The sequence below is a fragment of the Kurthia gibsonii genome, assembly GCF_006539985.1.
GTDB classification, from domain to species: Bacteria; Bacillota; Bacilli; order Bacillales_A; family Planococcaceae; genus Kurthia; species Kurthia gibsonii.
The window spans coordinates 47,930-74,295 of record NZ_BJOB01000009.1; the positions used below are offsets into that span (position 1 = coordinate 47,930).

The window sequence follows — 26,366 nt, forward strand, 5'->3', positions numbered from 1 at the left end:
AGGAATTTAAAAAGTGGTACGTTTTAAAGAGTAAGAATAATGAGATAATGTGCGTGTGGAGCGAAAGTTAGTCGAATAGATAATTGAATAATACGTTATTTTGTATGACACCACTTATTTGAGCAAAGGTTGGACAAAATAGTTTTACATCACTACATACGAAGCAGAAAAAATGTAAATAAAAATCGAACCCTCTAAGAAGATTCGATTTTTAAGAAGTAGTCTTTTTTAATGCAATCCAAATCGGTTCAAGCGTATGTGTAATCGTAATGGTTGTCAAAGGTTTTCTTTCAATCAGTTGATTAGCCCCTGTACCGCCTAAGAAAAAAGTGATTTTTGGACGCTTGTTGGCGAACTCATCCAATTCATATAAATAGTTTGGCTGATCCAACGGTATATGAGTTGTAGCTGATAATAGTACAACAGTTGGGTGTAATTTATCTACAAAGTCCTCGATTGTACCTGCTGCTGGTGAACGTCCAATTAAAAATACGCGATAACCTTTTAATAGAATTTGTAATAGTAGAATATGCAAAGGCAGTTCGTGGTTTTCGTATGGTAAGCAAGCGCCAATCACAAGTGGTGCATTTTTAGAAACAGGGATTTGTTGTTTCACTTCAACAAGATGATTTTGAATAATTGTAGATACGAATTTTTCTTGATATTCGGACCATTGTTTCGTCATCCAACGCCTTCCGACCTCTTGTAAAAAAGGTCGAATAAGTTGTTGCAAGTAAACGGTCAAACCAAGTGTTTGATGAGCTTGATGTAATGTGATGGAAAAAGCTTCTTCATCACATTCTTCTCCGTAGGCGAGTAATTGGTAAAGAAAAGGTTCGACAAGAGAAGGGGTAGATGGTCTTTTTTCAGTTTGCTCAGTTGCATACTGAACAGACTTTTTTAATGAAATTCCTTGTTGCAATTGACTTTGTAATAAACACAAAAACTCTACTTGTTGCTGTGAATACTGACGATAACCATTCTCTAGTCGTGTCGGATGTAAAAAGTCATAGCGTTGTTCCCATTTACGCAATGTTTCTTTTTTAATCCCAGTAATCGCTTCAACGCTAGATATAGAGTAATTTTGAGAAAAATCATCCATAGAATCAACTCCTCTCACAATGAAGTATGTACTAGTCATTATAGACGCTTTTATCACTTTGTCCAACCTTTTGTTAAATAAGGTTTGACAAAAATGAATTAACGGTATAGATTTAATTATGCTTACCAGTATATTTAATGTAGTAGTAATGATATGTAGAAACGTTACAATTACACTTAACTAATCCTTTACAGGGGGAAATATAAATGAAAAAAATTTATGTAGTCGGTGCAGGTCCAGGAGGCCTAACATCAGCCATGTTATTAGCGCATGCAGGATATGATGTAGAAGTATTTGAAAAAGAAAACTTTGTGGGTGGACGTACAAGTTCAATCCAGCTAGGTGAATACACATTTGATCGTGGTCCAACCTTTTTAAATATGATGTACTTAGTACGTGAAATTTTTGAATTAACAGGTCGTACATTAGAAGATTATGTAGAACCAGTCGCATTATCACCTCTTTATGAGTTAGTTTATGCTGACAAGCGTTTTACTGTAAGTTCGGATTACGATCAAATGATTGAAACAATCTCAAAAACCTTCCCAGGTAATGAAGAAGGTTATACACGCTATTTACAAGAGACACATAAAAAATTGGAAGCTCTTGCGCCATTATTACAACGTAAGATGGATAGTGTGACAGATCTTCTAGCCCCAGAAACATTAAAAGCATTACCAGAGTTAGAGTTTGGTAAATCTTTAATGGATAAGCTAGGTAAATACTTTGATGATGAGCAATTACAATTAGCATTCACATTCCAATCGAAATATTTAGGTATGTCACCATGGAATTGCCCTGGTGCATTCTCAATCCTTTCGTACATCGAGCAAGCTTATGGAATTTATCACTTAAAAGGTGGTTTAAACCAGTTAACAAAAGCGATGGCGAAAGTATTGGAAGAACAAGGTGTGAAAATTCATTTAAATACGCCAATTAAAGAAATTGTACAGTATAAAAAGCGCATTGAAGGTATCCGTTTAGAGGATGGACAACTCCTTCATTGTGACGATGTAGTGATCAATGCGGACTTCGGTTATGCTTTAACAAAGCTATTAAATGTACCGAAAAAACGTCAGTGGTCACCACAAAAAATCGAGAAAAAACAATATTCTTGTTCAACATTCATGTTGTATCTAGGAATTGATACACAATATGATTTACAACATCATACAATCCTATTTGCAGAAGATTATCGCAAAAACATGGAAGAAATCTCTGGTACAAAAGTGATTTCAAAAGATATGTCAATCTACGTTCAAAATCCAGTGGTAACAGACGATACGCTAGCACCAGCTGGTAAATCGACATTGTATGTATTAGCACCTGTTCCAAATAACTTCAGTGAGATTGAATGGAATGAAGTGAAGCAACAATACCGTGATTTATTAATTGCAACACTTGAAGAACGTCTTGGTCTAACAGATTTAGCTTCACACATCGAAGAGGAATTAATCTATTCGCCAATCGATTGGGAAGAAAAAATGAATGTGTATAAAGGTGCAACATTTAACCTTGGACACCAATTAAATCAAATGATGACATTCCGACCTCACAATCACTTTGCACCATACGAGAATTGCTGGTTAGTAGGTGGCGGAACGCACCCAGGCAGTGGTCTACCGATCATTATTGAATCCGCACGTATTACAGCGAACTTAATGTTAGAGCGAGATGGACAAAAAACATTCCCAATCAAGCCGCTACCACAAGAATTAGATTATCGTATTACGGAATTGAGTCATGCTAGTTTATAGGCTATATCTAGTTTGGTTTACAATTGGCTGTATCCTCGTTGGATTCAGCCTCATTCCACCATGGTTGGAGTGGGCAAATAGTGTATTCTTAATTCTTGCTGGCTTAATTGCAGTTCGCTATGCAATGCATGCTTTTGGGAATGTAAAAGGTTTACTCATGTCCATCTTTATTTGGATTGTCACGTTCAGTGTGGAAGGATTAAGTGCCTATTTTAATGTCTTTTTTGGTAATTATGATTATACAGATCGTTTTCCACCATTATTATTCGGTGTTCCAATCGGCATAGGGTTTGCATGGATTGTTATGGTTATGGCAGGGCATGCTTTAACGATTCGTCTAAAACATCGTTTTTCTCGTGCTTTCTTTGCGGCTCTCTATGTCGTTCTTTTAGACTTAATTCTTGATCCGGTAGCTTTCGTTGCAAAGGAGTACTGGATTTGGGAGGACAATAGCGCGTATTATGGAATACCAGCGAGTAACTTTATTGGCTGGTTCGTCGTTGCTTTTATTTTACAATTATTATTACCACGTACGCGTAAAAATGAGCCGAACGTCAACATGATTAAACAAATGCGTGTCGTCTTTTGGACAATCGTTATTTTATTTTTATGGATTGCTATTTTATCCAAACTATATTTAGCATTTTTCGTTGGAGTGATTGGTTTTTTACTACTCCAATTTATAAGGGGTGCTGCAAATGATTCGCAAAAAATCTAATTTATTTTTCTTTCAAATTGGTCAGCGCTTCATGATGCGAAGAATGTTTCAAACGATGAAAGTCAATCTGACAACGATTCAAAAACCGTGTATGGTCGTTGTCAATCATAGTAGTTTTTATGATAGCCTCGTTCTTTTTGAATTATTCAAGCGAGGCTATTTGCCTTCAAACATTGTCGCAGGTATGAGTGCAGATGGCTTGAAAAAGTTTCCTTTGTTTAAAGGAATCGGAACTTTTCCTATCTCAAAGCCGATTAAAGTATCTGAAATCAAACAGATGTATGCACTAGCTAAAACGAATACGATTGCACTTTTTCCTCAAGGTGTAGAAGAACATCAGGAAAAGCGACCCTTGACGATTCAATCAGGTATGGACAAAATAATAAGTAAATTCCCTCAACATGGCATCGTTTATATTTCAATTTATTATTCATATACAGACGGTTTAAAAGGTGAAGTAGCTTGTCGGATGGATTATCAACCGGCAAGTAAGCGAACATCGATTCAGGAAGGTATGACATATTATTTAGATTGTTTAAAAGCACAAGTAATTGCAAAAGAAGAAGAAAGGTTTGTACGCTTATGGTAATAACCATACCTTTTTTAATCGGACTTATTTGGCTGATTTTCAATATTCAATTTTTGAAGAAGTTACGAGTAGCGCAACATAATGATTCAAAAATAAGTGTGTTAGTGCCACTTCGAAACGAAGAAACACATGTACATAAATTAATGATGAGTTTGAAAAATGTAACGTATAAAAATGCAGAATTTATCTTATATGATGATGATTCAACGGATCGTACAGCGCAGTTAATCGAAGAGAGATTACATGAAGATACACGCTTTCGCATGATTCGAGGAAAAGCTTTACCAGAGGGATGGCGTGGTAAACCACGTGCATGCCAAATATTAGCAGATGAAGCAAGTGGTGATGTACTCCTTTGGATTGATGCAGATGTAACACTTCAAAAGAAAACATTAGAAGCAGTGGCAACGATGTTTACACAACCGATTGATGCATTAACGGGTTTTCCGCGTTTTAAAGCGAGCAATGTGTTGGAATGTCTGTTAACGCCATTGCTTCATTTTTTTGTTTATTTTCATCTACCCATCGCACTTGCAAATCATCAACGTATGGTAGCGGCAACAGCTGCAAGTGGTGCATTTATTGCGATTCGAAAAGAAGTGTATGAAGAAATTGGTGGACATGCTTCTGTAAAAGATGCGGTAGTGGAGGATGTGGCATTATTTCGCATTTTAAAGCATCATGATAAAAAAGCCATGCTCTATAATATTACCGACTTTGTATTTTGCGCGATGTATGCGAATCGCCAAGAAACATGGCAAGGGTTTCAAAAAAATTGTTTTAGAGGAATTAATCATTCTTATCTAACAGGCATTTTTTTAGTCGTATTCTATTTTCTTTACTTTGTCAGTCCAGTAGGTTTGGCAATTTACGGACTAGTTATGACGGAATATGTATTCTTCGTGCCACTCGTTTGTATTATACTCATGCGTTTAATTAGTGATCTACTTGCGGAAAAATTGAATATTTATACGTTGCTCATGCCTGTTAGTGCAATTGTTTATTGTGTATTACTCATTACAACAATGATTCGAACAGCTAGACAAAAAAATACTTATTGGAAAGGACGTATATTATGAAGCCGACAGCGATTGTTGTGGGTGGCGGTTTAGGTGGTTTAGCGACTGCGCTCACATTAAGTACGCATTATGATGTGAAAATTTTCGAAAAAAATAGTTGGTTAGGTGGCAAGATGCAATCGATTCAACTGGGGGAGCATACATTTGATTTTGGTCCTAACACGCTTACAATGCCACGTTACTTTTGGGATGTGCTAGCGCCTTTTGTACAGCCAAAAGAGGAGCTACCATTTCAGCGAGTAGAACAACCGACTGCACATCGCTTTAAAGATGCCACCATCACATTTACAACAGATGTAGCAGAGATGCAGCGTCAAATTGCGCTTATTGATCCTGTGAGTGCCGAAAATTATCCAGCTTTTATTTTAGAGATTACACGTCTATTTCATCTAAGTGAAAAAGCTTTTTTAAATAAAACATTCTTTAACGTAAAAGATTATACAAAGGCTTCATTAATGAAAAATTTAATGGCAGCACGTCCGTTTCAAACATTAGATGCATTTTTAGGTCACTATTTCCCTAATAAGAAAATTCGACAGTTATTCAATCGCTTTGCGACGTATATCGGTTCTTCTCCATATGAAACACCTGCGACATTTGCGATGATTGCGTATTTTGAGTTAGTTGAAGGAACTTATTTTTTAGAGGGTGGGCCACCGAATATTGCGGCTACATTTGAACGTGTATTACGCGAACAAGGTGTTAAACTTCATGTAAATGAACCAGTTTTGAAATTCGCGATGGACGGCGATACAATTCGCTTTTGCGAAACAGAAAAAGGGCGTTATGAAGCGGATATTTTTGTGAGTGATATGGATTATGATGTCATGCAATCTTTACTAGGTCGAAAAATACCGAAGCGTGAACTTTCAACGTCTGCTTACGTAGAACTCATCGCTTTAAAAGAGCCGGTTGATTTACATCATCATAATGTATTATTTAGTAATGATTATGTAGCTGAATTTAAGACATTACGGGAAGGAAATTATGCGCGTAAGCCGAGTGTCTATGGTTGTTATCCATATGCATCTGATTCGAGTCGATTACCAGCGCTGTTCGTTTTGATTAACGCCCCCGCAAATCTTTATGCCTCACAAGATGGCTTAGTAGAGCAAGTGGATGATGCCCTTCAGAAATGGGGGATTAAAGAAGAACAAATTGCTGAAAGAAAAGCTTTGCCACCGCATTATATTGCGGACACATTTGCTGTTAGACAAGGAGCAATTTATGGACAAGCTTCGAATACATGGAAGGGTAGTTTCTTTAGACCATCGAACCACGATTTGAAACTAGATAACCTTTACTATGTAGGTGGAACCGTTCATCCAGGTGGTGGTTCACCGATTGTTGTAAAAGGTGGCTATGAAGTAGCGAAGCGTATTATACAGGAGCGACAAGAAGTATGATGTATAAAGTGGGATATCGTAGTAAACGGTGTCCTACTTTTTATTTTTTACAACCACGTTGGAAATAAATGAAACTTTTTACTTATTTATTCTGTATAATAAATAGATAACATGAAAAGGAGTGTGTTCCATGACACTAGAAGTGAGACAGGTAACAAAAAAGTATAAAGATTTTGTTGCTGTCAATGCACTAGATTTTACGATTAATGAAGGAGAAGTCTTCGGATTAATTGGTCAAAATGGTGCAGGTAAAACAACGACTTTCCGTATGATTTTAAATCTTCAAGATACGACAGAAGGAACAATTTTATGGAAAGGAAAATCGGTACATAAGCTAGAGCGTGATTTTTTAGGTTATTTACCTGAAGAACGTGGCATTTACCCACAAATGAAAATAGAAGAACAGCTTTACTTTTTCGGTATGTTAAAAGGGAAATCCAAAAAAGAATTAAAGACGGAAATTCAGTACTGGTTAGAACGATTTGAGCTGACAGATAAGCGAAATGATAAAGCAGAGACACTTTCAAAAGGGAATCAACAAAAAGTACAACTGATTGCGAGTTTTATTCATAAACCAGAATTTTTAATTTTGGATGAGCCGTTTAGTGGGCTAGATCCTGTGAATCGTCAGTTATTAATGGATGCGATTTTAGACTTGAAAAAGCAAGGAACGACAATTTTATTTTCAAGTCATCAAATGGATAATGTTGAAGAACTATGCGACCACTTATGTATTTTAAAACGAGGTGTTTCACTTTATACAGGTGGATTACAAGAGTTAAAGGCACTATACGGAAAAATCAAACTGAGCATTCGTACGGCGAAAACAAAACCAGAGCTTGAAGTATTAGAAGGTGTTGAACGTGTGGAACAGACGAGAGATGGTTACACATTATATCTACAAGATGAAAGTTATGGTGAAGCATTATACCAAGCGATTAGTGAAGGTTTCTATATGGACAAATTCAGCATGGACTATTTATCGCTCGATGAAATCTTTAAATTGAAAGTAGGTGCGCCAAATGAATAAACTTGGACTACTCGTTAAGCAACTGTATCTTCAAAAGATTAAGTCGAAGTCCTTTATATTATTAACGCTTTTATATTTAGCAATTATTGCAGTAGCAGTGAACTGGTCAAGTATTAAAGGGATTTTTACAGATGACAATAAGTATGTAACAATCGCACTGGTAGATGATACAAAACTCGATTTAGCAAAGCAATTTCCTTCGGATAAAGAAGTGAAGTTCAAAGTTGTCAAAGAATCGAAAAAAGAAGTAGATGCACTTGTCAAAAAGGAAAAATACGATGCAGCAGTCTATTTAACATCAAAAGATCAACAATTAGCTGTTGAACTTGCAACAGCGAAATCACTGGATTTACAAGTTCAATCTAAAATTGATGCACTTGCTGAAAATGCAGGGAAAGTATATAGTGTACAACAATTAAATTTATCAGCTGAACAGGCAGCGAAAATTTTACAGACGAATACAGTTGTAAAACAAGTCGATTTACAAGAGAAAACATCGAATAAAACAGCTGAAGAAAAGTCAGCAGGGATTCTAATTGCATATATTATGGGCTTTTTAATCTACTTATTCGTCACAAGCTATTTATCAATGATTACAACTGATATTGCTTCTGAAAAAGGTTCTCGTGTATTAGAAGTATTAATGGCGAGTGTTAAGCCATCTACACATCTATTTTCTAAATTAATTGGTGTGTTTTTAACAGGCTTAACGCAAATTGTGATTTTAGCAGTTGGTGCGTATATTCTCATTCAATTCACAGCGAAGAAATCAGTGACAGATAGTTTACAAGAGATGCTCGGCCAACTACCAGCTACTTACTTTATCTATGTTATTCTCTTCTTCTTACTATCAATTATCTTGTTCTTATTAATTGGTGCGCTTGCAGGTTCACTCGTATCAAAGGTAGAAGAAGCTTCGCAAGTAATGATGCCAGGCGTATTCATTATGTTAATCGGTTTTTACGTGATGCTTTCAGGTATTTCGAATCCAGATTCTTTACTTATTAAAGTATTCTCGTATATTCCATTTACATCAGGTATGCTTATGACATTACGTTTAGGTGCGACGGATATTTCAACTGTATCGGTATGGATTTCACTCGCTATTTTATTCGCTACAGTTGCACTACTCTTCACAATTAGTGTGACATTTTATAAACGAAGTGTCCTCACATATAGCTCTGGTGGGATTATGCAAAAAATTAAAACCGTCTTAAAAGTAACGACATAAGAAAAATGAGAAGCAGCGCATGGCTGTTTCTCATTTTTTCTTTTTGAATGATTTTAATTTATCGTAAATGGTAGCCATGCGTTGTTCTTTACCTGCGATAACAGGTGTATAGTATTCGCGTGTTACGAGTTCGTCAGGTAAGTATTGTTGATTCACCCAACCACCGAATGTACCAATTGGTGTGTTATGCGGATATTGATAGCCGACATTTCCAAGTGCTGCTGCACCGCTATAATGTGTATCACGCAAATGCATAGGAATTTCACCTGTTTTACCTGCATGAATATCATGGATTGCGGCGTCAATGGCGCTTATCGCAGAGTTTGATTTTTCAGCGAGGCACATTTCGATGACAGCTTGCGCAAGTGGAATGCGCGCTTCTGGCATACCAAGGCGTTCAGCCGATTGAACAGCTGCTAACACATGTGGTCCGACTTGTGGGTCAGCTAAGCCGACATCTTCATAACTAATAACGAGTAGTCTTCGGTTCACTGCGATTAAGTCGCCATTTTCTAAACAGTGCGCTAAATAATAAAGCGCTGCATTGACATCACTACCGCGAATGGATTTTTGTAAAGCGGATAATAAATTATAAAATTGATCACCTTTCGCATCTCCATATAAACCGATCTTTTCAGCTAGTTGTGCGACTAATTTGTCTGTCACAATTGCCACGTCATCTTCTTCATCAGCAGCGTAGTAAACAGATTCTAATAAATTCAATGCTTTTCGTGCATCGCCATTACCTGCTTTAGCTATTTGGTGAATTTGCTCTTCTGTGATTTGAATGTTATAACGACCAAGACCACGCTTTTCATCTTGTAATGCTTGTCGTATTAATTGTTCTAAATTTTCAGTTGTCAGTCGTTTTAATTGTTTAATTTCACCACAACGAGAACGAATGGCGGGATTCACATCGTGGAATGGATTTTCAGTTGTTGCACCAATTAAAATAATCGAACCATTTTCGACATGTGGCAATAACGTATCTTGTTGTAATTTATTAAAACGATGAATTTCATCTAAAAATAAAATAACTTGACCTGAAAAATGAGCTTCCGCTACAATTCCTTCGACATCTTTTTTTCCAGCGCGTGTGGCGTTTAATGCAAAGAAAGGAATAGATACACTTCCTGCAATGGCATAAGCAATTGATGTTTTTCCAATACCTGGATTTCCATAGAGGAGCATAGACGGTACATGGCCTTTTTGAATCATTTTATAGAGATGCGTGTTAGGTCCAATCACGTCTTCATGTCCAACAATTTCTTCTATATTTTGTGGGCGCATACGGTAAGCGAGCGGCTCATTTGTCATAATCATCGGCTCCTTTTTTTAAATAAGAATGTTACATAATAAATAATAGTATAGCAAAACCAAGTACGATGGGTGGTAATATGTTATAATTTAACGATAAAGAATTTATAATTTAGATGAGGTGCATACGAGTGAAGATCTCAACGAAAGGCCGTTATGGGCTTACAATTATGATTGAGTTAGCAAAACAGTACGGACAAGGACCAATTCCACTGCGTCAAATCGCCGCAGATAATCATTTATCAGAAGCTTATTTAGAGCAATTAGTATCACCACTTCGTAACTCGGGTTTAGTCAAGAGTGTACGTGGTGCTTACGGTGGTTATATGTTATCGAAGCCACCACATTTGATTTCAACAGCAGATGTGATTAAAGTATTAGAAGGCCCGATTCAACCTGTAGAAGGAATCGAAAATGAAGCACCACCACAACGTGAGTTATGGATGCGTATTCGCGATGCTGTAAAAACAGTGTTGGATACAACAAGTCTGGAAGATTTAGCGAAATATACAGACGAAAACACAGATGAAAACTTTATGTTCTATATTTAAAGGAGATTTTTTTCATGAACGAAATCTATTTAGACCATGCGGCAACATCACCGATGCATCCACAAGTGATTCAAGTGATGACAGAAGTGATGTCAGAGGTATTTGGTAATCCATCAAGTATCCATCAGCTTGGTCGCCATGCACGAAAATATTTAGATGATGCACGTCATGTGATTGCAACATCTATTCAAGCCAAAGACAATGAAATCATCTTTACGGGTGGTGGCTCGGAGGCAGATAATTTAGCGATTCGCGGAACAGCCTATGCGAAAAAAGCGCAAGGTCGTCATATTATTACAACAGCAATTGAACATCATGCGGTATTACATCCATGTGAACAGCTTGAAACAGAAGGTTTTGAAGTGACCTATTTACCTGTTAATGAACAGGGAGTTGTATCAGTTGCAGATGTAGAACAAGCACTTCGCGAAGATACGATTCTCGTTACGATTATGGCAGGTAATAATGAAGTAGGTTCTATACAACCAATTGCAGAAATTGGTGCATTATTAACTGAACATCAAGCGACATTCCATACGGATGCAGTGCAAGCATTTGGACTTGAAAAAATCAATGTAGACGAGTTAAAAGTTGATTTATTATCTGCTTCAGCGCATAAGTTGAATGGTCCAAAAGGTGTCGGATTTTTATACCAGCGTGAACAAACACCTTTGCAACCACTTATTTTAGGTGGGGAACAAGAACGTAAACGTCGTGCGGGTACAGAAAATATTCCAGGGATTGTTGGGCTTGCTAAGGCAGTCGAAATTGCACAGGCAACAATGGATGAAAAACGAATACAGTTGAAAAAATATCAACAAATCATAGTAGACACCTTTACAGCGAGTGGGATTCATTTTAAAGTTAATGGGCAAGTCGAAAATGGTCTACCGCATGTATTGAATATAAGCTTTGCAGGAATGGATGTAGAGTCATTCCTTGTCAATTTAGATATGGCTGGTGTTGCGGTATCAAGTGGTTCAGCATGTACAGCGGGTTCAATTGATCCATCACATGTTTTAGTTGCGATGTTTGGAAAAGATTCTGCAGAATTGCGTAATTCGATTCGTTTTAGTTTCGGATATGGGCTAACAGATGATACAGTAGCAGAAGCTGCAAAACGTACAGTAGATATTGTACAAAGATTAGCGAATGTATAGAAATCAGGTGAGAAGAAAATGAATGAAGTAAAAGACCCCTCAAAAACACGTGTTGTCGTAGGGATGTCGGGTGGCGTTGACTCGTCTGTAGCAGCGTACCTATTAAAAAAACAGGGCTATGATGTGATCGGTATCTTCATGAAAAACTGGGATGATACAGATGAGAATGGCGTATGTACAGCAACGGAAGACTACGAAGATGTCATTAAAGTATGTAATCAAATTGGGATTCCCTATTATGCTGTCAATTTTGAAAAACAATACTGGGATAAAGTATTCTCATATTTCCTAGAAGAATATAAAGCAGGACGTACACCAAACCCGGATGTAATGTGTAATAAAGAGATTAAATTTAAAGCCTTTTTAGAACATGCATTAAAGTTAGGTGCTGACTATCTTGCAACAGGTCACTATGCGCGTGTTGAACAAACAGAAGATGGCGTGAAAATGTTACGTGGTGTGGACCATAATAAAGATCAAACATACTTCTTAAATCAATTATCACAGGAACAATTATCACATGTTATGTTCCCAATCGGTGATTTAGAAAAACCGCGTGTACGTGAAATTGCAGAAGAAGCAGGACTTGCGACAGCGAAGAAAAAAGACTCAACAGGGATCTGTTTCATCGGTGAACGTAACTTCAAAGAATTCTTAAGCCAATACCTACCAGCACAACCAGGGAACATGGAAACATTTGATGGTAAAGTGATGGGTAAACACGACGGTTTAATGTATTACACATTAGGTCAACGTCATGGTTTAGGAATCGGCGGAGACGGTGAACCTTGGTTTGTAGTTGGAAAAGATTTAGAGCGTAATGTTTTATTAGTTGGACAAAGTTTCCATAATGACTTGTTATATTCGACAAGCTTAACGGCTGTGAAAACAAGCTTTACGACGAATCGTACATTCGACAAGAACTTTAGCTGCACAGCGAAGTTCCGTTACCGTCAAACAGATGTACCTGTAGATGTAACATTACTAGATAATGGCGATTGGTCTGTGACATTCTCAGAACCAACACGTGCGATTACTCCAGGACAATCGGTTGTATTATATGATGGTGATGAGTGTATCGGGGGCGGTACAATTGATGAAGTATTTAAAAACGGTGAAAAATTAACATATGTAGGGTAATAGGAGTTGGATTTTTGTGAATCATAATGAAGAAGGCATCAAAGCGATGCAAGAAAAGCGTTTTGAAGATGCAGCAAAAGCTTTTACTGAAGCAATCGAAGCAAATCCTGAAGAAGCGATTGGCTACATTAACTTTGGTAATCTGCTCGCTTCAATGGATGATACAGAACGTGCAGAGCGCTTTTTCCAAAAAGCTATTACATTGGATGAAGATGCAGCGACTGCTTATTATGGTTTAGCGAATCTTTATTACAATAATGAGCGTTTTGAAGAAGCGGCAAAAATTTATGAGCGTTCAATTCGTAAAGGCATTGAAGGGGCAGATGCTTACTTCATGCTTGGAAAATCACTTGAAGCAAGTGGGAATACGAAATTAGCACTTCCTTATTTACAACGTGCAGCAGAATTAGCACCAGAGGATTTACAAATTCGTTTATCATTTGCGATTTTAATGTGTTCATTAGAAATGTTTGAAGAAGCAGAAAAAGAACTGCGTCATATTATCGATGAAGATTGGAATAATGCAGATGCACATTATAACTTAGGTGTATTATTTGCAGTTTCTACAGATAATATTAAAGATGCGCAGTATCATTTAAAACAAGCTTACACATTACAACCTGAATTTGATCAAGCGCGTTATATTTACGATATGCTTGAGCAAAAGAAGAATAACCAATAAAAAAGGAGGGGACAGTGTTGACTGAAAATCTTTCACTATTTGCGAATGAACCATTTTTCGTAGTAGGTCGACCTGTCGTCTCTATTTTTCATAATGCAGAAAATTTATTTTCAATTGTGAAAGTGAAAATTCAAGAGACGAATACAGATTACCAAGAAAAAGAAGTGATTGTCGCTGGATATTTTCCAAAGGTAGTAGAGGATGCGCTCTATCGTTTTACAGGGCGTATGACAACCCATCCGAAATACGGCACACAATTCAAAGCAGAAACATTTGAAAAAGAGATTCCTGCAACTGAAGCAGGTGTCATCTCGTATTTATCAAGCGATTTATTCCCAGGAATCGGACAACGAACAGCTAAAATCATTGTCGATCAATTGGGGGCGGATGCAATTAAAGTCATCATTCAAGATCCTTCATCTTTGGATGGTATTCCGCGTTTAAATGAAGAAAAGAAAGAGACATTGCGACTTGTACTCCAACAAAATCTAGGGATGGACCGTATTATGATTAAATTAGGCGAATGGGGTTTTGGCGCACAATTAGCAATCAAAATCTATCAACTCTATTTAGATGATACACTTCAACTCTTACAAGAAAATCCGTACCGACTCATTCAAGATGTAGAAGGAGTGGGTTTTCAGCGTGCAGATGATTTAGGCGCTATTTTAGGAATTGAAGGAAAGCATCCAGACCGTATTGAAGCAGCAGTGCTACATATTATTAATCAAGCATCGATTTCAGAAGGACATACCTATGTCTCTGCTGAACAGGTTATTCCACAAGCAAAAGCTCTTTTGGAACAAAGTCAGCCTATCCAACTCACTTACGAAGAGATTTCACAAGCGATTATTCGTCTTGGTGAAAATGGACAGTTGTGTGGTGAGGAGACACGTCTCTATTTACCATCTCTTTATTATTCAGAGGTGGGGATTGCGTCAAAAATTTTGCAATTAAAAGAGAAAAATGAACAACAATCGGCCTTTCCGCTTTCTGAAATTCGCACATGGATTGGTGATGCAGAGGAGCGCTTTGGTGTGACCTATGCAACGACACAAATCCATGCGATTGAGACAGCTATTAACAGTGCGGTCATGATTTTAACAGGTGGACCAGGTACTGGGAAAACAACCGTTGTACGTGGGATTGTTGATGTGTTTGCAGAGTTACATGGATTATCGCTTGATCCGAAAGAATATAGTAAAAAAGACGAAGAATTTCCAATTATTCTTGTTGCACCAACAGGTCGTGCAGCGAAGCGTCTAAGTGAATCGACAGGCTTACCTGCACAGACGATTCACCGTCTACTCGGTTTTAATGGACAAGATAAAGACGAAGAAACAGAACGAGAAATCGGTGGTAAATTAATTATTGTCGATGAGATGTCGATGGTTGATACGTGGCTCGCACATCAATTACTACGTGCATTAAATGACCACTGTCAAATTGTATTTGTTGGTGACCAAGATCAGTTACCGCCTGTAGGTCCTGGGCAAGTTCTAAAGGATTTACTCGCTTCAAAAGCGATTCCGACAGTCGAATTAACCGACGTCTATCGTCAAGCGGATGGCTCATCCATTATTGAGTTGGCTCATCAGATGAAAATGGGAGAGCAGCCGACGAATTTAACAGAGAAAACGAAAGATCGCTCCTTTATCCCTGCCTATGCGAATCAAGTTGCGAGCGTCGTTCAACAAGTGATTGGTTCCGCGCTTAAAAAAGGATTCTCAATTCATGATGTCCAAGTGCTTGCGCCAATGTACCGAGGAGATGCCGGAATTGATGCACTGAATAAAATGATTCAAGAGTTTGTCAATCCGAAAAAGAATGCGAAGACGAAAGAGATTGTATTTGGTGACACAACGTACCGTATTGGTGACAAAGTATTGCAACTTGTCAATCAACCGAATAGTAATGTGTTTAACGGAGATATGGGCGAAATCATTTCCATTTTAAAAGCGAAAGAGACGACGGAAAAACAAGACGTCGTTATCGTGTCATTTGATGGTATTGAAGTAACATATGAACGCTCCGATCTAAATCAAATTACACTTGCCTATTGTTGTTCGATTCATAAATCACAAGGTAGTGAGTTCCCAATGGTCATCATGCCGGTTGTAAGAAGTTATGCAAAGATGTTAAGAAAGAATTTGCTCTATACAGGTCTGACACGTGCTAAAAACTTTTTGATTTTGTGCGGAGAACCCGATACATTTTTACGTGGTATTCAAAATGATGCGGATATTTTAAGACAGACGACACTTGCGATGCGTCTTGGTGAAACATCTGAACAGATTGCTGAAAAAGAAGCTACTGAACAAAAAGTAGAAGTAGAAGAAACAAATGGTGAGATGATTCAACGCAATACGTTTGTTTTAACGATGGACAATTTTATGGACATCTCACCCATGATTGGTATGGATGGTTGTAAACCGAGTGATTTTTTAATTGAAGTACAACAAGAGCTACTAGAAAATGAATAGATTGAAGACCACCTAAGTTGATTTGTTATAAATTAACTTAGGTGGTTTTTGTTTCCTTTTTGATCCATGTGATGATATAATCGTTGGAACTTTAAAAGGGGATGATGAAATGATTCGACAATTAACAGAAGAAGACCATCAACAAGTACTTCAGTTGATTGGAAAAAAGCCAGCAGAGAATTTATTCATTATTGGTGACTTGGAGGCGTATGGATACATCTCTGACATACAACAACTTTACGGAGAATTTCAAGATGAGCAGTTAATTGCACTGCTGTTAAACTACGACCATATGTATGTGATGTATGCAGAAGGAACATATGATGTAGAAGGCTTCGCTCGTATTGTGAATACAGATGAACAACTGTTAGGTTTATCTGGTATGTACGATATTTTAACGTCTTTATATCCTTTAATTGAAAAAACACCTAAACGCTCAGGTAAGATGCACTATGCAAAATGTACAGCACTAATCGGAGAAGCGCCACCACACCGTTTTACAATTCGTAAAACAACTGTAGAAGATATTCCACAGCACCGTGCATTATTACAACAAATACCAGAGTTTGCGAATAGTACGACAACAGAGGAACAAATGATTCGAACGATTGAAAATCAAACAGGTCGTACGTATGCGATTTGGGAAGATGATCAAATTGTTTCGGTTGTCTCAACGACAGCGGAAAATTTACAGTCAGCGATGATTGTCGGTGTAGCGACGCATCCTGATTATGTAAAAAGAGGATATGCGACAGCACTTCTTTATAGAATGTGTGAGGAATTACTAGCAGAAGATAAGGTGGTTTGTTTGTTCTACGATAACCCGAAAGCAGGAAAGATTTACGAGCGCATCGGATTTGAACCAATTGGTTACTGGGGAATGCATAACTTTTAATAGGATGCGAGCATTGACAGGTTAAGCGACTTTATTTTATAATCAGCAGTAGAATAATTGAACACGATGACGGAAAAGAGTACGTTATACTGATTGTGTTAAGAGAGAGGTTTCATGGCTGAAAAAACCTTCACGATTGATAACGGAAAGCTATTCCAGAGTGCAGTTAATCCCTGCCGTTCACTACGTTATAGTGCTAAGAGATAAAAAGTGTTGCTTGATACTTTTTATAAATTAGGGTGGTACCACGAAAACGAATTGACAGTTCTCGTCCCTTTCCATAGGGATGGGGACTTTTTATTTTGTTTGATAAGCACTTCATCGCATTTAAATTTTAGGAGGAAACACACATGAAAGCTTCAGATATTCGTCGTAAGTATATCGAATTCTTCGTTGAAAAACAGCACAAACAAGAACCAAGTATGCCACTTGTTCCAATTAATGATGCCTCATTATTATGGATTAACTCAGGTGTAGCTACATTAAAAAAATATTTTGATGGCTCGGTTATTCCAGATAACCCACGTATCGTAAATGCACAAAAAGCTATTCGTACAAACGATATTGAAAACGTTGGTAAAACAGCACGTCACCATACATTCTTTGAAATGTTAGGAAACTTCTCAATTGGTGACTATTTCAAAAAAGAAGCTATTCATTATGCATGGGAATTCTTAACATCAAAAGATTGGTTAGGATTCGACGGTGAAAAATTGTCTATTACGATTCACCCTGAAGATACAGAAGCATACAACATTTGGAAAGATGAAATTGGCATTCCAGAAGAACGTCTGATTCGTTTAGAAGGAAACTTCTGGGATATCGGTGAAGGTCCATCGGGTCCAAACTCAGAAATCTTCTATGACCGTGGCGAAATGTACGGGAACGATCCAAAAGATCCAGAATTATATCCAGGTGGCGAAAACGAGCGTTACTTAGAAATCTGGAACTTGGTATTCTCTCAATTCAACCATAACCCAGATCACACATATACACCATTACCAAAGCAAAACATTGATACAGGTATGGGGTTAGAGCGTGTGGCATCTGTTATGCAAGATGTTCCAACAAACTATGACACAGATTTATTCATGCCAATCATTGAAACAATTGAAAAATTCGCAAACCGTCGCTACATGCGCCCTGGTGAAATTGAACTAAGTGAAATTTTTGGTACAGAAGAAGATGTAAATACACCATTCAAAGTCATCGCTGACCATATTCGTACGGTTGCTTTCGCAATTGGTGACGGCGCACTTCCATCAAATGAAGGTCGCGGTTATGTATTACGTCGTTTATTACGTCGTGCAGTACGTTATGCAAAACAAATCGGTATCGAAAAACCGTTCATGTTTGAATTAGTACCAACTGTTGGTGAAATCATGCAAGATTTCTATCCACAAGTAAAGGAAAAAGAAGCATTCATTCAACGTGTAATTAAAAATGAAGAACAACGCTTCCATGAAACATTAAATGATGGTTTAGCCATCTTTAATGAAGTCGTTGCAACGCAAAAAGAAAAAGGCGAAATGGTTATTCCAGGTGCAGATGCATTCCGTCTATATGACACATACGGTTTCCCAGTAGAATTAACAGAAGAGTACGCTGCCGAAGTTGGGATGACAGTGGACGAAGCTGGCTTTGAAGTTGAGATGGAAAAACAACGTACACGCGCACGTGAAGCACGTCAAGATGTTGACTCAATGAAAGTACAATCAGAAGTGTTAGCAAACTTAAAACAAGCTTCTACATTCGTAGGTGGCGATACATTACAAACAGAAACAGTTATTACAGCAATCGTTGCAAACGGCGAAGAAGTAAAAACAGTTTCTGAAGGTGAAGAAGCACTTGTGATTTTAACTGAAACACCTTTCTATGCAGAAATGGGTGGACAAGTAGCGGACCACGGTACGATTTCAAATGATGCATTCACAGCGTTTGTAAAAGACGTACAAAAAGCACCAAACGGTCAATCATTACACACAGTTGTAGTTGAATCGGGTGAAATGAACGTAGAAGATGAAGTGATTGCAAGCGTAAATCGCGAAGAACGTAACTTGATCGTGAAAAATCATACAGCAACACACCTATTACAACGTGCATTAAAAGACATTTTAGGTGACCACGTTAACCAAGCAGGTTCCTATGTAGGCCCAGATCGTCTACGTTTTGACTTCTCACACTTCGGTGCAACAACAAAAGAAGAAATTGAAGCAATTGAACGTGCAGTAAACGAAAAAATTTGGGATGATATCGAAGTAATCATCGAAGAAATGCCAATCGACAAAGCAAAAGCAATGGGCGCTATGGCATTATTCGGTGAAAAATACGGTGACGTTGTACGCGTCGTTCAAGTATCAGATTACTCAATCGAATTATGTGGTGGTATTCACGTAAAACGTTCATCTGAAATTGGCTTATTCAAAATCGTTTCAGAAGGTGGTATTGGCGCTGGAACACGTCGTATTGAAGCTGTAACAGGTCGTGCAGCATACTTTGCAGTGAAGGAAGAACAACACACATTAGAAGCAGCAGCACACGCTTTAAAAGTAAATCCAAAAGACGTACCCGCACGTATTGAATCATTACAACATGATTTAAAAGATGCACAACGTGAAAATGAATCGTTATCAGCGAAGATGGCAGCAGCACAAGCAGGTGATATTTTAGCGAATGCAAAAGATATCAATGGTGTAACGGTATTATCAACACGTGTAGAAGCGAAAGATAATAACCAATTACGTCAACTAATGGATGATTTAAAAGCAAAAATGTCAAATGCGGTGATCGTTTTAGGTGCAGTAGCAGACGATAAAGTAATGCTATGTGCAGGAGTAACAAAAGAAATCGCAGGAAAAGAATACCATGCAGGAAACATTGTCAAAGCAGTAGCAGAACAATGTGGTGGTAAAGGTGGCGGTCGCCCAGATATGGCGATGGCTGGTGCGAAAGATGCGAATCAACTAGATGCAGCACTTGCATCGGTTTATGAAACATTAGCAAAATAATTAATGAATAGAAGAAGTCAGTTCTTAGGCAACTGTTTGAGAACTGGCTTTTTTCTATGATGTAGTAAAAACAGATGACGTTATGAAAATAAGTAGCCAAAAATGGTGGAACAAACAGGAAAACAATGCTTTTTAAACCTTATTTTCTTGCCACTAGTAATTATTTCATAGCGAATGGGCAAAATGAGTTTCAAACGAACAGGGAATAAGTTATACTAGTTGAAAGAGTAGTACACTACTTAACTTTACTGTGAGGTGCTTAGCATGAGTAAGTTTGATCAAACGATGAAATTTAATTTTCCCGAAGAACCTATGGAACAAGAAGTTCGCGAAACGATGCTTCATGTTCATGCAGCACTAGAAGAAAAAGGGTATAACTCAATCAATCAAATGGTGGGTTATTTGCTTTCGGGCGATCCGGCATATATTCCACGTCATCAAGATGCTCGTACAAAGATTCGCAAGCTTGAACGAGATGAAATTTTAGAAGAGCTTGTGAAATTTTATATTAAAAAGAATAACGAGGCAAAATAATGAGAGTAATGGGTTTAGATGTCGGTTCTAAAACAATCGGAGTAGCTGTAAGCGATGCACTTGGCTGGACTGCTCAAGGGATTGAAACGATTAAAATCGACGAAGAGAATGAAAAGTTTGGTATGGAACGAATTCGTGAACTCGTAAAACAATACGATGTGAAGGAATTCGTCGTTGGTTTTCCAAAAAACATGAACAATACAGTGGGTCCGCGTGGAGAAGCATCACAACGTTATGCTACACTGTTAGAGCAGGAATTTGGATTTCCCGTTACACTATGGGATGAAAGACTGACAACGATGGCCGCAGAACGCGTGCTAATTGAAGCGGATGTTCGCCGTAAAGATCGTAAAAAGGTCATTGATAAGATGGCTGCAAGTATGATTTTACAAGGATATTTAGACCGCAAATCTTTTTAGAGGAGAATGAGAGTATGACAAATGAAAAACAAAACACAATTACAGTAGTAGACGAGGAAGGGAACGAAATTCTTTGTGAGATTCTTACAATCGTAGAATCAGAAGAATTTGGTAAAAACTTCGTATTATACAGTGAAATCGGTTCAGAGGATGAAGAAGGTTATGTACAAATCATGGCTTCATCATTCACACCAGCAGAAAATGGTGAAGATGGCGAATTACAACCAATCGAATCAGAAGAAGAATGGGCTTACTTAGAAGACATTCTTGAGCAATTAGACGACGAAGAATAATTCACTATTTCAACAACCATAAGGGAGGCTTTTAATATGTCAGAAGAACACAACCATGAACATATTGTAGCAATTGATGAAAACGGAAACGAAATCGTATATGCTGTCATCACACGCGTATACTCAGAAGAATTCGAAAAAGAATACGTTCTTTTTGCAGAACATAGCGATTCAGACGAGCCTGTAGAAGTACAAGCAGCAATCGTTGTAGAAGACGAAGAAGGCGACCGTTTAGTTGGAATCGAGAGCGATTCAGATGCAGAATGGGAATTCATCGAGAGCGTTTTATCTGAGCTAGCTGACGAAGAAGAAGAATAGTCCTTACAAAATGAGGTGAATGTTCATGTCTCAAGATTATAGTGGTCAATTCTTTACGGAATTAGATGAAGATGGCAATGAGGTTGTCTATACGATTCTAACGCGCATTGAACCAGACGATTCAGATTCAACGTATATCGTGTTTTATGAAGATACAGAAGAAGACGATATTCAAATTGAAGCAGCAGAAGTCATCGAAAATGAAGATGGTAGCGGCGAGCAATTATACGAAATCGAAACTGAAGAAGAATGGGCAATGATTGAAGAAGTAGTCAATACAATTATGAGTCTGTAAAAGAAAGTCCGTCCAATATTGTTTTGTACTTATGAAAAGTGCAGATAATAGGGGCGGATTTTTTGAATCGTATAAAATATTTTTGAAAAAAAAGAGAGAATCAAGTAATATGAACATGTTGTGACTTTACATAAGAGTCAGGATGAGAGTGAGATGAAGGAGGATTATGTGTGGATCCAAAAGTGCCCGATGATCAATTAAAGAGATTACAAGAGCAACGCCATGAAAAAAGAATAGTCCGAAAAATTGTGATGTACGTGGGAATCGCTATTATTGCTATTGCATTAATTGGGAGTATTAGTAGTTATTTTTATATTTCAAATGCTTTAAAACCAGTAGATTCAGATAATAAAAAAGCCGTAAAAATCGAATTGCCAATCGGTTCGAATATTGATACGATATCACAAACTTTAGAAGATAAAGGCGTTATTCGTAATGCGAAAATATTCAAATATTATACAAAGTTTAAAAATGCTTCTGGTTTCCAAGCTGGAACGTATCAAATTCCACCATCTATGTCGATTGATGATATTATCAAATCGTTAAAAACAGGTAAAGTATATCGTAAAGCAGATTTACAAATTACGATACCAGAAGGATTAACGCTCGATCAAATGGGTAATATTATCGCGAAAAATACAGACTATACATCAAAAGAGTTTATGAAACTCGTAACGAATGAAAAATTCATTAAAGAGATGAAAGCGAAGTATCCAGAAACAGTAACGAAAGATATCAATGGAAAAGATATTCGCTACAAATTGGAAGGCTACTTATATCCATCTACGTATGATTTCTTCACGAAGAAACCAACTTTAGAAGAAATTGTTGAAAAGATGATTGCACAAACAGATGCGATTGTTCGTTCATATGAACCGCAATTAAAAGAATTAGGCATGACACCGCACGAGTTCTTAACATTTGCATCACTTCTTGAACGTGAAGCGACAGCACAAACAGACCGTGAAACAATTGCAAGTGTATTCAATAATCGTATTGAACAAGGTATGCCACTTCAAACAGACCCAACTGTTCTATATGCACTTGGTGAGCATAAAGATCGCGTGCTGTATAAAGATTTAGAAGTGAAAAATCCGTATAATACGTACTTGAATAAAGGTCTACCACCAGGCCCAATTGCGAATGCAGGACGTGCATCACTTGACGCAACGGTTGACCCTGCGAAAACAAAATATCTATACTTTGTTGCAGATAAAGATGGTAATAATCACTTTGCTGAAACGTATGTAGAGCATCAAAATAATGTAGCCAAGTACATCAAATCGCAAAAATAATGATGCTATTTTAGCCTCATAGGTAGCGTTAATATGAAAACCTAGATGATGAATGAACATCGTCTAGGTTTTTTTAATGTTGTTTTCTTTTCAAAACTTTGTCGAAAAAGCATGAAATTATGGATTTGCAAGGTTGAAATCTAGATTTTAAAATACTTTTATGTTAGGATAAAGTGTGTTTTGTATATAATTAAGGAGGAATAGCAGATGGAAATTTCAGATGCCTATATTCAATCCTTCATACCTAAACGAGATGAACTTTTAATTGAAATGGAACAGTTTGCGGCTGAAAATTACATACCGATTATGCAGCTTTCAGCGATTGAAAACTTATTACAGTTACTAAGAATTCAACAACCGAAATCAATTTTAGAAGTAGGTAGCGCGATTGGTTACTCAGCAATTCGTATGGCACAAGCTGTACCAAATGTTGATATTGTAACGATTGAAAGAGATGAAGCACGCATTGAATATGCAAAAGCATTTATCGGACGTTCCGATGTAAAAGAAAATATCACATTAATCGAGGGTGATGCGTTAGAAGTGGACATTGCAAGCAAATATCCATCTTTTGATGCTGTTTTTATTGATGCGGCAAAAGGCCAATATCAAAAATTCTTTGATCAATATAGTCCACTTGTCAAACAAGGGGGCATTTTATACATTGATAATATGTATATGCACGGTCTATCAGATTTAGACATGAAAGATGTACCAAAACGTAAAAGAACGATGATTCGAAACCTTCATCAATTTGCGGAATGGATTATTCAAAATGAGCAATATCAATCAACTTTCTTCCCAGTAGGCGATGGTTTATTGATTTGTATTAAGAGGTGACCAACATGAAAAAACCAGAATTACTTGTAACACCCCATTCAGTTGAACACGTAGCACGTTTGATTGAAGCTGGTGCAGATGCTTTTTTAATTGGTGAACAAAAATTTGGTTTGCGTTTAGCAGGCGAATTTTCAGTTGAAGAAGTAGCAGAAGCAACAAAAATGATTCATGCAGCAGGCAAAAAAGTCTATGTTGCGATGAATGCAATTTATCATAATGATCGTGTCGATGATTTAGCTCCTTATATGGAAAAACTAACTGAACTAGATGTAGATGGTATTGTATTCGGTGATCCAGCTGTTATTATTGCGCGCCGAGAAGCAAATTGTGAAATTCCACTTCACTGGGATGCAGAAACGATTTCTACAAACTGGTTCCAAGCAAATTACTGGGGTAAACGTGGTGCAACACGCGCGTATTTAGCTCGTGAATTGAGCATGGAAGAAGTTGTAGAGATTAAAGAAAATGCAGAAGTTGAGATTGAAGTGCTTGTACATGGTATGACATGTATGTTCCAATCAAAACGTCCGCTTTTAGGCAACTACTTCTTATTCCAAGATAAAGCGATGGAAGTTGAAAATCGTAAAGAAGCGAAAAATATGTTCTTACATGATAAAGAACGTGAAAATAAATACCCAATTTATGAAGATTTAAATGGTACACACATTTACAGTCCGAATGATGTATGTATTATTGATGAACTAAATGAATTATTTGAAGCAGGTGTTGATTCATTTAAATTTGATTCGGTTCTATGCTCAGATGACTATGCAGTTGAAGTAACAGCTTGCTACCGTCAAGCAATTGATGCGTACATGGAGTCAGAAGATGCATACGAAGATATGAAGCAAGACTTACTTGAAAAAATTGAAGAGATTCAACCAGAATTACGTCCGTTAGATACTGGATTCTACTTCAAAGAAACAGTTTATTAGGAGGAGACGTAACATGACGACTATTATAAATGATCGTATTTCAGAAATCATTGATGGCAAGCGTGTCATTACGAAGAAACCAGAACTGTTAGCACCTGCTGGAAATCTGGAAAAATTAAAAATTGCTGTACATTATGGAGCAGATGCGGTATTTATCGGTGGACAAGAGTTTGGTCTACGTTCAAATGCAGGGAACTTCTCAATCGAAGAGATGGCAGAAGGTGTTGAATTTGCTAACCGTTACGGTGCGAAAATCTATGTAACAACAAATATTTTTGCGCATAATGAAAATATGGACGGTTTAGAAGATTATTTACAAGCATTAGAAGGCGTTGGCATTACAGGAATTATTGTAGCTGACCCATTAATTATTGAAACGTGTAAAGAAGTCGCACCAAAGCTTGAAATCCATTTAAGTACACAACAATCTCTATCGAACTGGAAAGCAGTTCAATATTGGAAAGAACAAGGTTTAGAACGTGTTGTATTAGCACGTGAAACAGGTGCTGAAGAAATTCAATTAATGAAAGAAAAAGTAGATATCGAAATCGAATCATTCGTACATGGTGCGATGTGTATCGCTTATTCAGGACGTTGTGTACTATCAAACCATATGACAGCGCGTGACTCAAACCGCGGCGGTTGTTGTCAATCATGTCGTTGGGATTATGATTTATATGCGGTAGAAGATGGCAAAGAAAAGCCGTTATTTGAAGAAGGACAAGAAGCATTTGCGATGAGTCCAAAAGACTTAAAATTAATTGAATCGATTCCAAAAATTATCGAACTAGGCATTGATTCATTAAAAGTAGAAGGGCGTATGAAATCAATTCACTATATTGCGACGGTTGTAACAGTCTACCGTAAAGTAATTGATGCTTATTGTGCAGACCCAGAAAACTTTGTCATCAAACGTGAATGGTTAGAAGAATTAGATAAATGTGCGAATCGTGAAACAGCTTCTTCATTCTTCGAAGGCGAACCAAGTTATGAACAGCAAATGTTTGGCGTTCATGGTAAACAAACAAATTACGACTTCTGTGGTATGGTACTTGATTACGATGAAGAAACACAAATGGTTACATTGCAACAACGTAATTACTTCAAACCAGGCGATGAAATCGAATTCTTCGGTCCAGCGATTGAGAACTTTACAATCGTTGTAGAAGAAATCTTTGATGAACAAGGAGAATCATTGGATGCAGCAAGACATCCACTACAAATTGTTCGCTTCAAATGTGAGCATAAAGTGAATGCACATGATATGATTCGTAAGGAGATGCGCTAAG

25 protein-coding genes and 1 other annotated feature are annotated in these 26,366 nt (G+C 37.4%); of the genes, 23 read left to right on the forward strand and 2 right to left on the reverse strand.

The window, feature by feature from the left end; genetic code table 11:
* Positions 1–211 precede the first annotated feature (211 nt).
* Positions 212–1,102, reverse strand: coding sequence for a MerR family transcriptional regulator (locus KGI01_RS04550; RefSeq protein WP_170214728.1), 891 nt, complete (start codon positions 1,100–1,102; stop codon positions 212–214).
* A gap of 206 nt (positions 1,103–1,308) precedes the next feature.
* Here KGI01_RS04550 and KGI01_RS04555 point away from each other — a divergent pair, with 206 nt between their 5' ends.
* The 7 genes from KGI01_RS04555 (at position 1,309) to KGI01_RS04585 (ending at position 8,912) form a co-directional block, all read left to right on the forward strand.
* Positions 1,309–2,859 carry a phytoene desaturase family protein gene (locus KGI01_RS04555; RefSeq protein ID WP_141273672.1) on the forward strand — a complete coding sequence of 517 codons (1,551 nt, stop codon included), beginning with the start codon at positions 1,309–1,311 and terminating at the stop codon, positions 2,857–2,859.
* Positions 2,846–3,577, forward strand: coding sequence for a carotenoid biosynthesis protein (locus tag KGI01_RS04560; RefSeq protein ID WP_141273674.1), 732 nt, complete (start codon positions 2,846–2,848; stop codon positions 3,575–3,577). Before KGI01_RS04555 ends, KGI01_RS04560 begins: the two co-directional genes overlap by 14 nt.
* A complete protein-coding gene (locus KGI01_RS04565; RefSeq protein WP_141273676.1) occupies positions 3,558–4,166 on the forward strand; it encodes a 1-acyl-sn-glycerol-3-phosphate acyltransferase in 609 nt (202 codons plus the stop codon). Before KGI01_RS04560 ends, KGI01_RS04565 begins: the two co-directional genes overlap by 20 nt.
* On the forward strand, positions 4,160–5,245 hold the full coding sequence (locus KGI01_RS04570) for a glycosyltransferase family 2 protein (protein ID WP_141273678.1): 1,086 nt from the start codon (positions 4,160–4,162) through the stop codon (positions 5,243–5,245). Before KGI01_RS04565 ends, KGI01_RS04570 begins: the two co-directional genes overlap by 7 nt.
* The gene (locus KGI01_RS04575; protein ID WP_141273680.1) at positions 5,242–6,651 is read left to right on the forward strand and encodes a phytoene desaturase family protein; all 1,410 of its coding nucleotides are present in this window, start codon (positions 5,242–5,244) and stop codon (positions 6,649–6,651) included. The genes KGI01_RS04570 and KGI01_RS04575 overlap by 4 nt, the downstream gene beginning before the upstream one ends.
* Positions 6,652–6,781: 130 nt before the next feature.
* A complete protein-coding gene (locus tag KGI01_RS04580; RefSeq protein ID WP_141273682.1) occupies positions 6,782–7,681 on the forward strand; it encodes an ABC transporter ATP-binding protein in 900 nt (299 codons plus the stop codon).
* Entirely contained in the window at positions 7,674–8,912 is a 1,239-nt protein-coding gene (locus KGI01_RS04585) for an ABC transporter permease (protein WP_141273684.1), read from the forward strand. Before KGI01_RS04580 ends, KGI01_RS04585 begins: the two co-directional genes overlap by 8 nt.
* A 30-nt stretch (positions 8,913–8,942) precedes the next feature.
* Here the strand turns inward: KGI01_RS04585 and KGI01_RS04590 are convergent, their stop codons facing one another.
* Positions 8,943–10,229: a replication-associated recombination protein A gene (locus KGI01_RS04590; protein ID WP_141273686.1), complete on the reverse strand. Its 1,287-nt coding sequence runs from the start codon at positions 10,227–10,229 to the stop codon at positions 8,943–8,945.
* Between the two features lie 131 nt (positions 10,230–10,360).
* Between KGI01_RS04590 and cymR the strand changes: the two genes are divergently transcribed.
* The 16 genes from cymR to KGI01_RS04670 all read left to right on the forward strand — a co-directional run bounded on the left by cymR (position 10,361) and on the right by KGI01_RS04670 (position 26,365).
* Complete coding sequence (gene cymR, locus KGI01_RS04595) at positions 10,361–10,780, forward strand: cysteine metabolism transcriptional regulator CymR (protein WP_068452451.1); 420 nt, start codon at positions 10,361–10,363, stop codon at positions 10,778–10,780.
* 14 nt (positions 10,781–10,794) lie between these two features.
* Positions 10,795–11,940, forward strand: a complete 1,146-nt coding sequence (locus KGI01_RS04600; RefSeq protein ID WP_141273689.1) for a cysteine desulfurase family protein — start codon at positions 10,795–10,797, stop codon at positions 11,938–11,940.
* A gap of 18 nt (positions 11,941–11,958) precedes the next feature.
* Positions 11,959–13,080: a tRNA 2-thiouridine(34) synthase MnmA gene (mnmA, locus tag KGI01_RS04605; RefSeq protein WP_141273691.1), complete on the forward strand. Its 1,122-nt coding sequence runs from the start codon at positions 11,959–11,961 to the stop codon at positions 13,078–13,080.
* 16 nt (positions 13,081–13,096) lie between these two features.
* Positions 13,097–13,762 (forward strand): tetratricopeptide repeat protein, encoded by a 666-nt coding sequence (locus KGI01_RS04610; protein ID WP_068452460.1) that lies wholly within the window; start codon positions 13,097–13,099, stop codon positions 13,760–13,762.
* Positions 13,763–13,779: 17 nt separating this feature from the next.
* Complete coding sequence (recD2, locus tag KGI01_RS04615) at positions 13,780–16,245, forward strand: SF1B family DNA helicase RecD2 (RefSeq protein ID WP_141273693.1); 2,466 nt, start codon at positions 13,780–13,782, stop codon at positions 16,243–16,245.
* A 109-nt stretch (positions 16,246–16,354) separates the two neighbouring features.
* Positions 16,355–17,140 (forward strand): GNAT family N-acetyltransferase, encoded by a 786-nt coding sequence (locus KGI01_RS04620; RefSeq protein ID WP_141273695.1) that lies wholly within the window; start codon positions 16,355–16,357, stop codon positions 17,138–17,140.
* Positions 17,141–17,197: 57 nt separating this feature from the next.
* Positions 17,198–17,419 (forward strand) — a binding site (T-box leader).
* 71 nt (positions 17,420–17,490) lie between these two features.
* Positions 17,491–20,148, forward strand: a complete 2,658-nt coding sequence (gene alaS, locus KGI01_RS04625; protein ID WP_141273697.1) for an alanine--tRNA ligase — start codon at positions 17,491–17,493, stop codon at positions 20,146–20,148.
* Positions 20,149–20,412: 264 nt separating this feature from the next.
* A complete protein-coding gene (locus KGI01_RS04630) occupies positions 20,413–20,682 on the forward strand; it encodes an IreB family regulatory phosphoprotein (protein ID WP_068452472.1) in 270 nt (89 codons plus the stop codon).
* On the forward strand, positions 20,682–21,101 hold the full coding sequence (gene ruvX, locus KGI01_RS04635; RefSeq protein WP_068452475.1) for a Holliday junction resolvase RuvX: 420 nt from the start codon (positions 20,682–20,684) through the stop codon (positions 21,099–21,101). Before KGI01_RS04630 ends, ruvX begins: the two co-directional genes overlap by 1 nt.
* A gap of 14 nt (positions 21,102–21,115) precedes the next feature.
* Positions 21,116–21,394 (forward strand): DUF1292 domain-containing protein, encoded by a 279-nt coding sequence (locus KGI01_RS04640; protein ID WP_068452478.1) that lies wholly within the window; start codon positions 21,116–21,118, stop codon positions 21,392–21,394.
* Positions 21,395–21,430: 36 nt separating this feature from the next.
* A complete protein-coding gene (locus KGI01_RS04645) occupies positions 21,431–21,712 on the forward strand; it encodes a DUF1292 domain-containing protein (RefSeq protein WP_087680306.1) in 282 nt (93 codons plus the stop codon).
* A gap of 25 nt (positions 21,713–21,737) precedes the next feature.
* Positions 21,738–22,007, forward strand: a complete 270-nt coding sequence (locus KGI01_RS04650; RefSeq protein WP_068452485.1) for a DUF1292 domain-containing protein — start codon at positions 21,738–21,740, stop codon at positions 22,005–22,007.
* A 170-nt stretch (positions 22,008–22,177) separates the two neighbouring features.
* The gene (gene mltG / locus KGI01_RS04655; protein WP_255314735.1) at positions 22,178–23,302 is read left to right on the forward strand and encodes an endolytic transglycosylase MltG; all 1,125 of its coding nucleotides are present in this window, start codon (positions 22,178–22,180) and stop codon (positions 23,300–23,302) included.
* 207 nt (positions 23,303–23,509) lie between these two features.
* Entirely contained in the window at positions 23,510–24,142 is a 633-nt protein-coding gene (locus tag KGI01_RS04660; protein ID WP_068452494.1) for an O-methyltransferase, read from the forward strand.
* Positions 24,143–24,147: 5 nt separating this feature from the next.
* On the forward strand, positions 24,148–25,077 hold the full coding sequence (locus KGI01_RS04665) for a peptidase U32 family protein (protein ID WP_141273699.1): 930 nt from the start codon (positions 24,148–24,150) through the stop codon (positions 25,075–25,077).
* Between the two features lie 13 nt (positions 25,078–25,090).
* On the forward strand, positions 25,091–26,365 hold the full coding sequence (locus KGI01_RS04670) for a peptidase U32 family protein (RefSeq protein WP_141273701.1): 1,275 nt from the start codon (positions 25,091–25,093) through the stop codon (positions 26,363–26,365).
* Position 26,366: the final 1 nt, after the last annotated feature.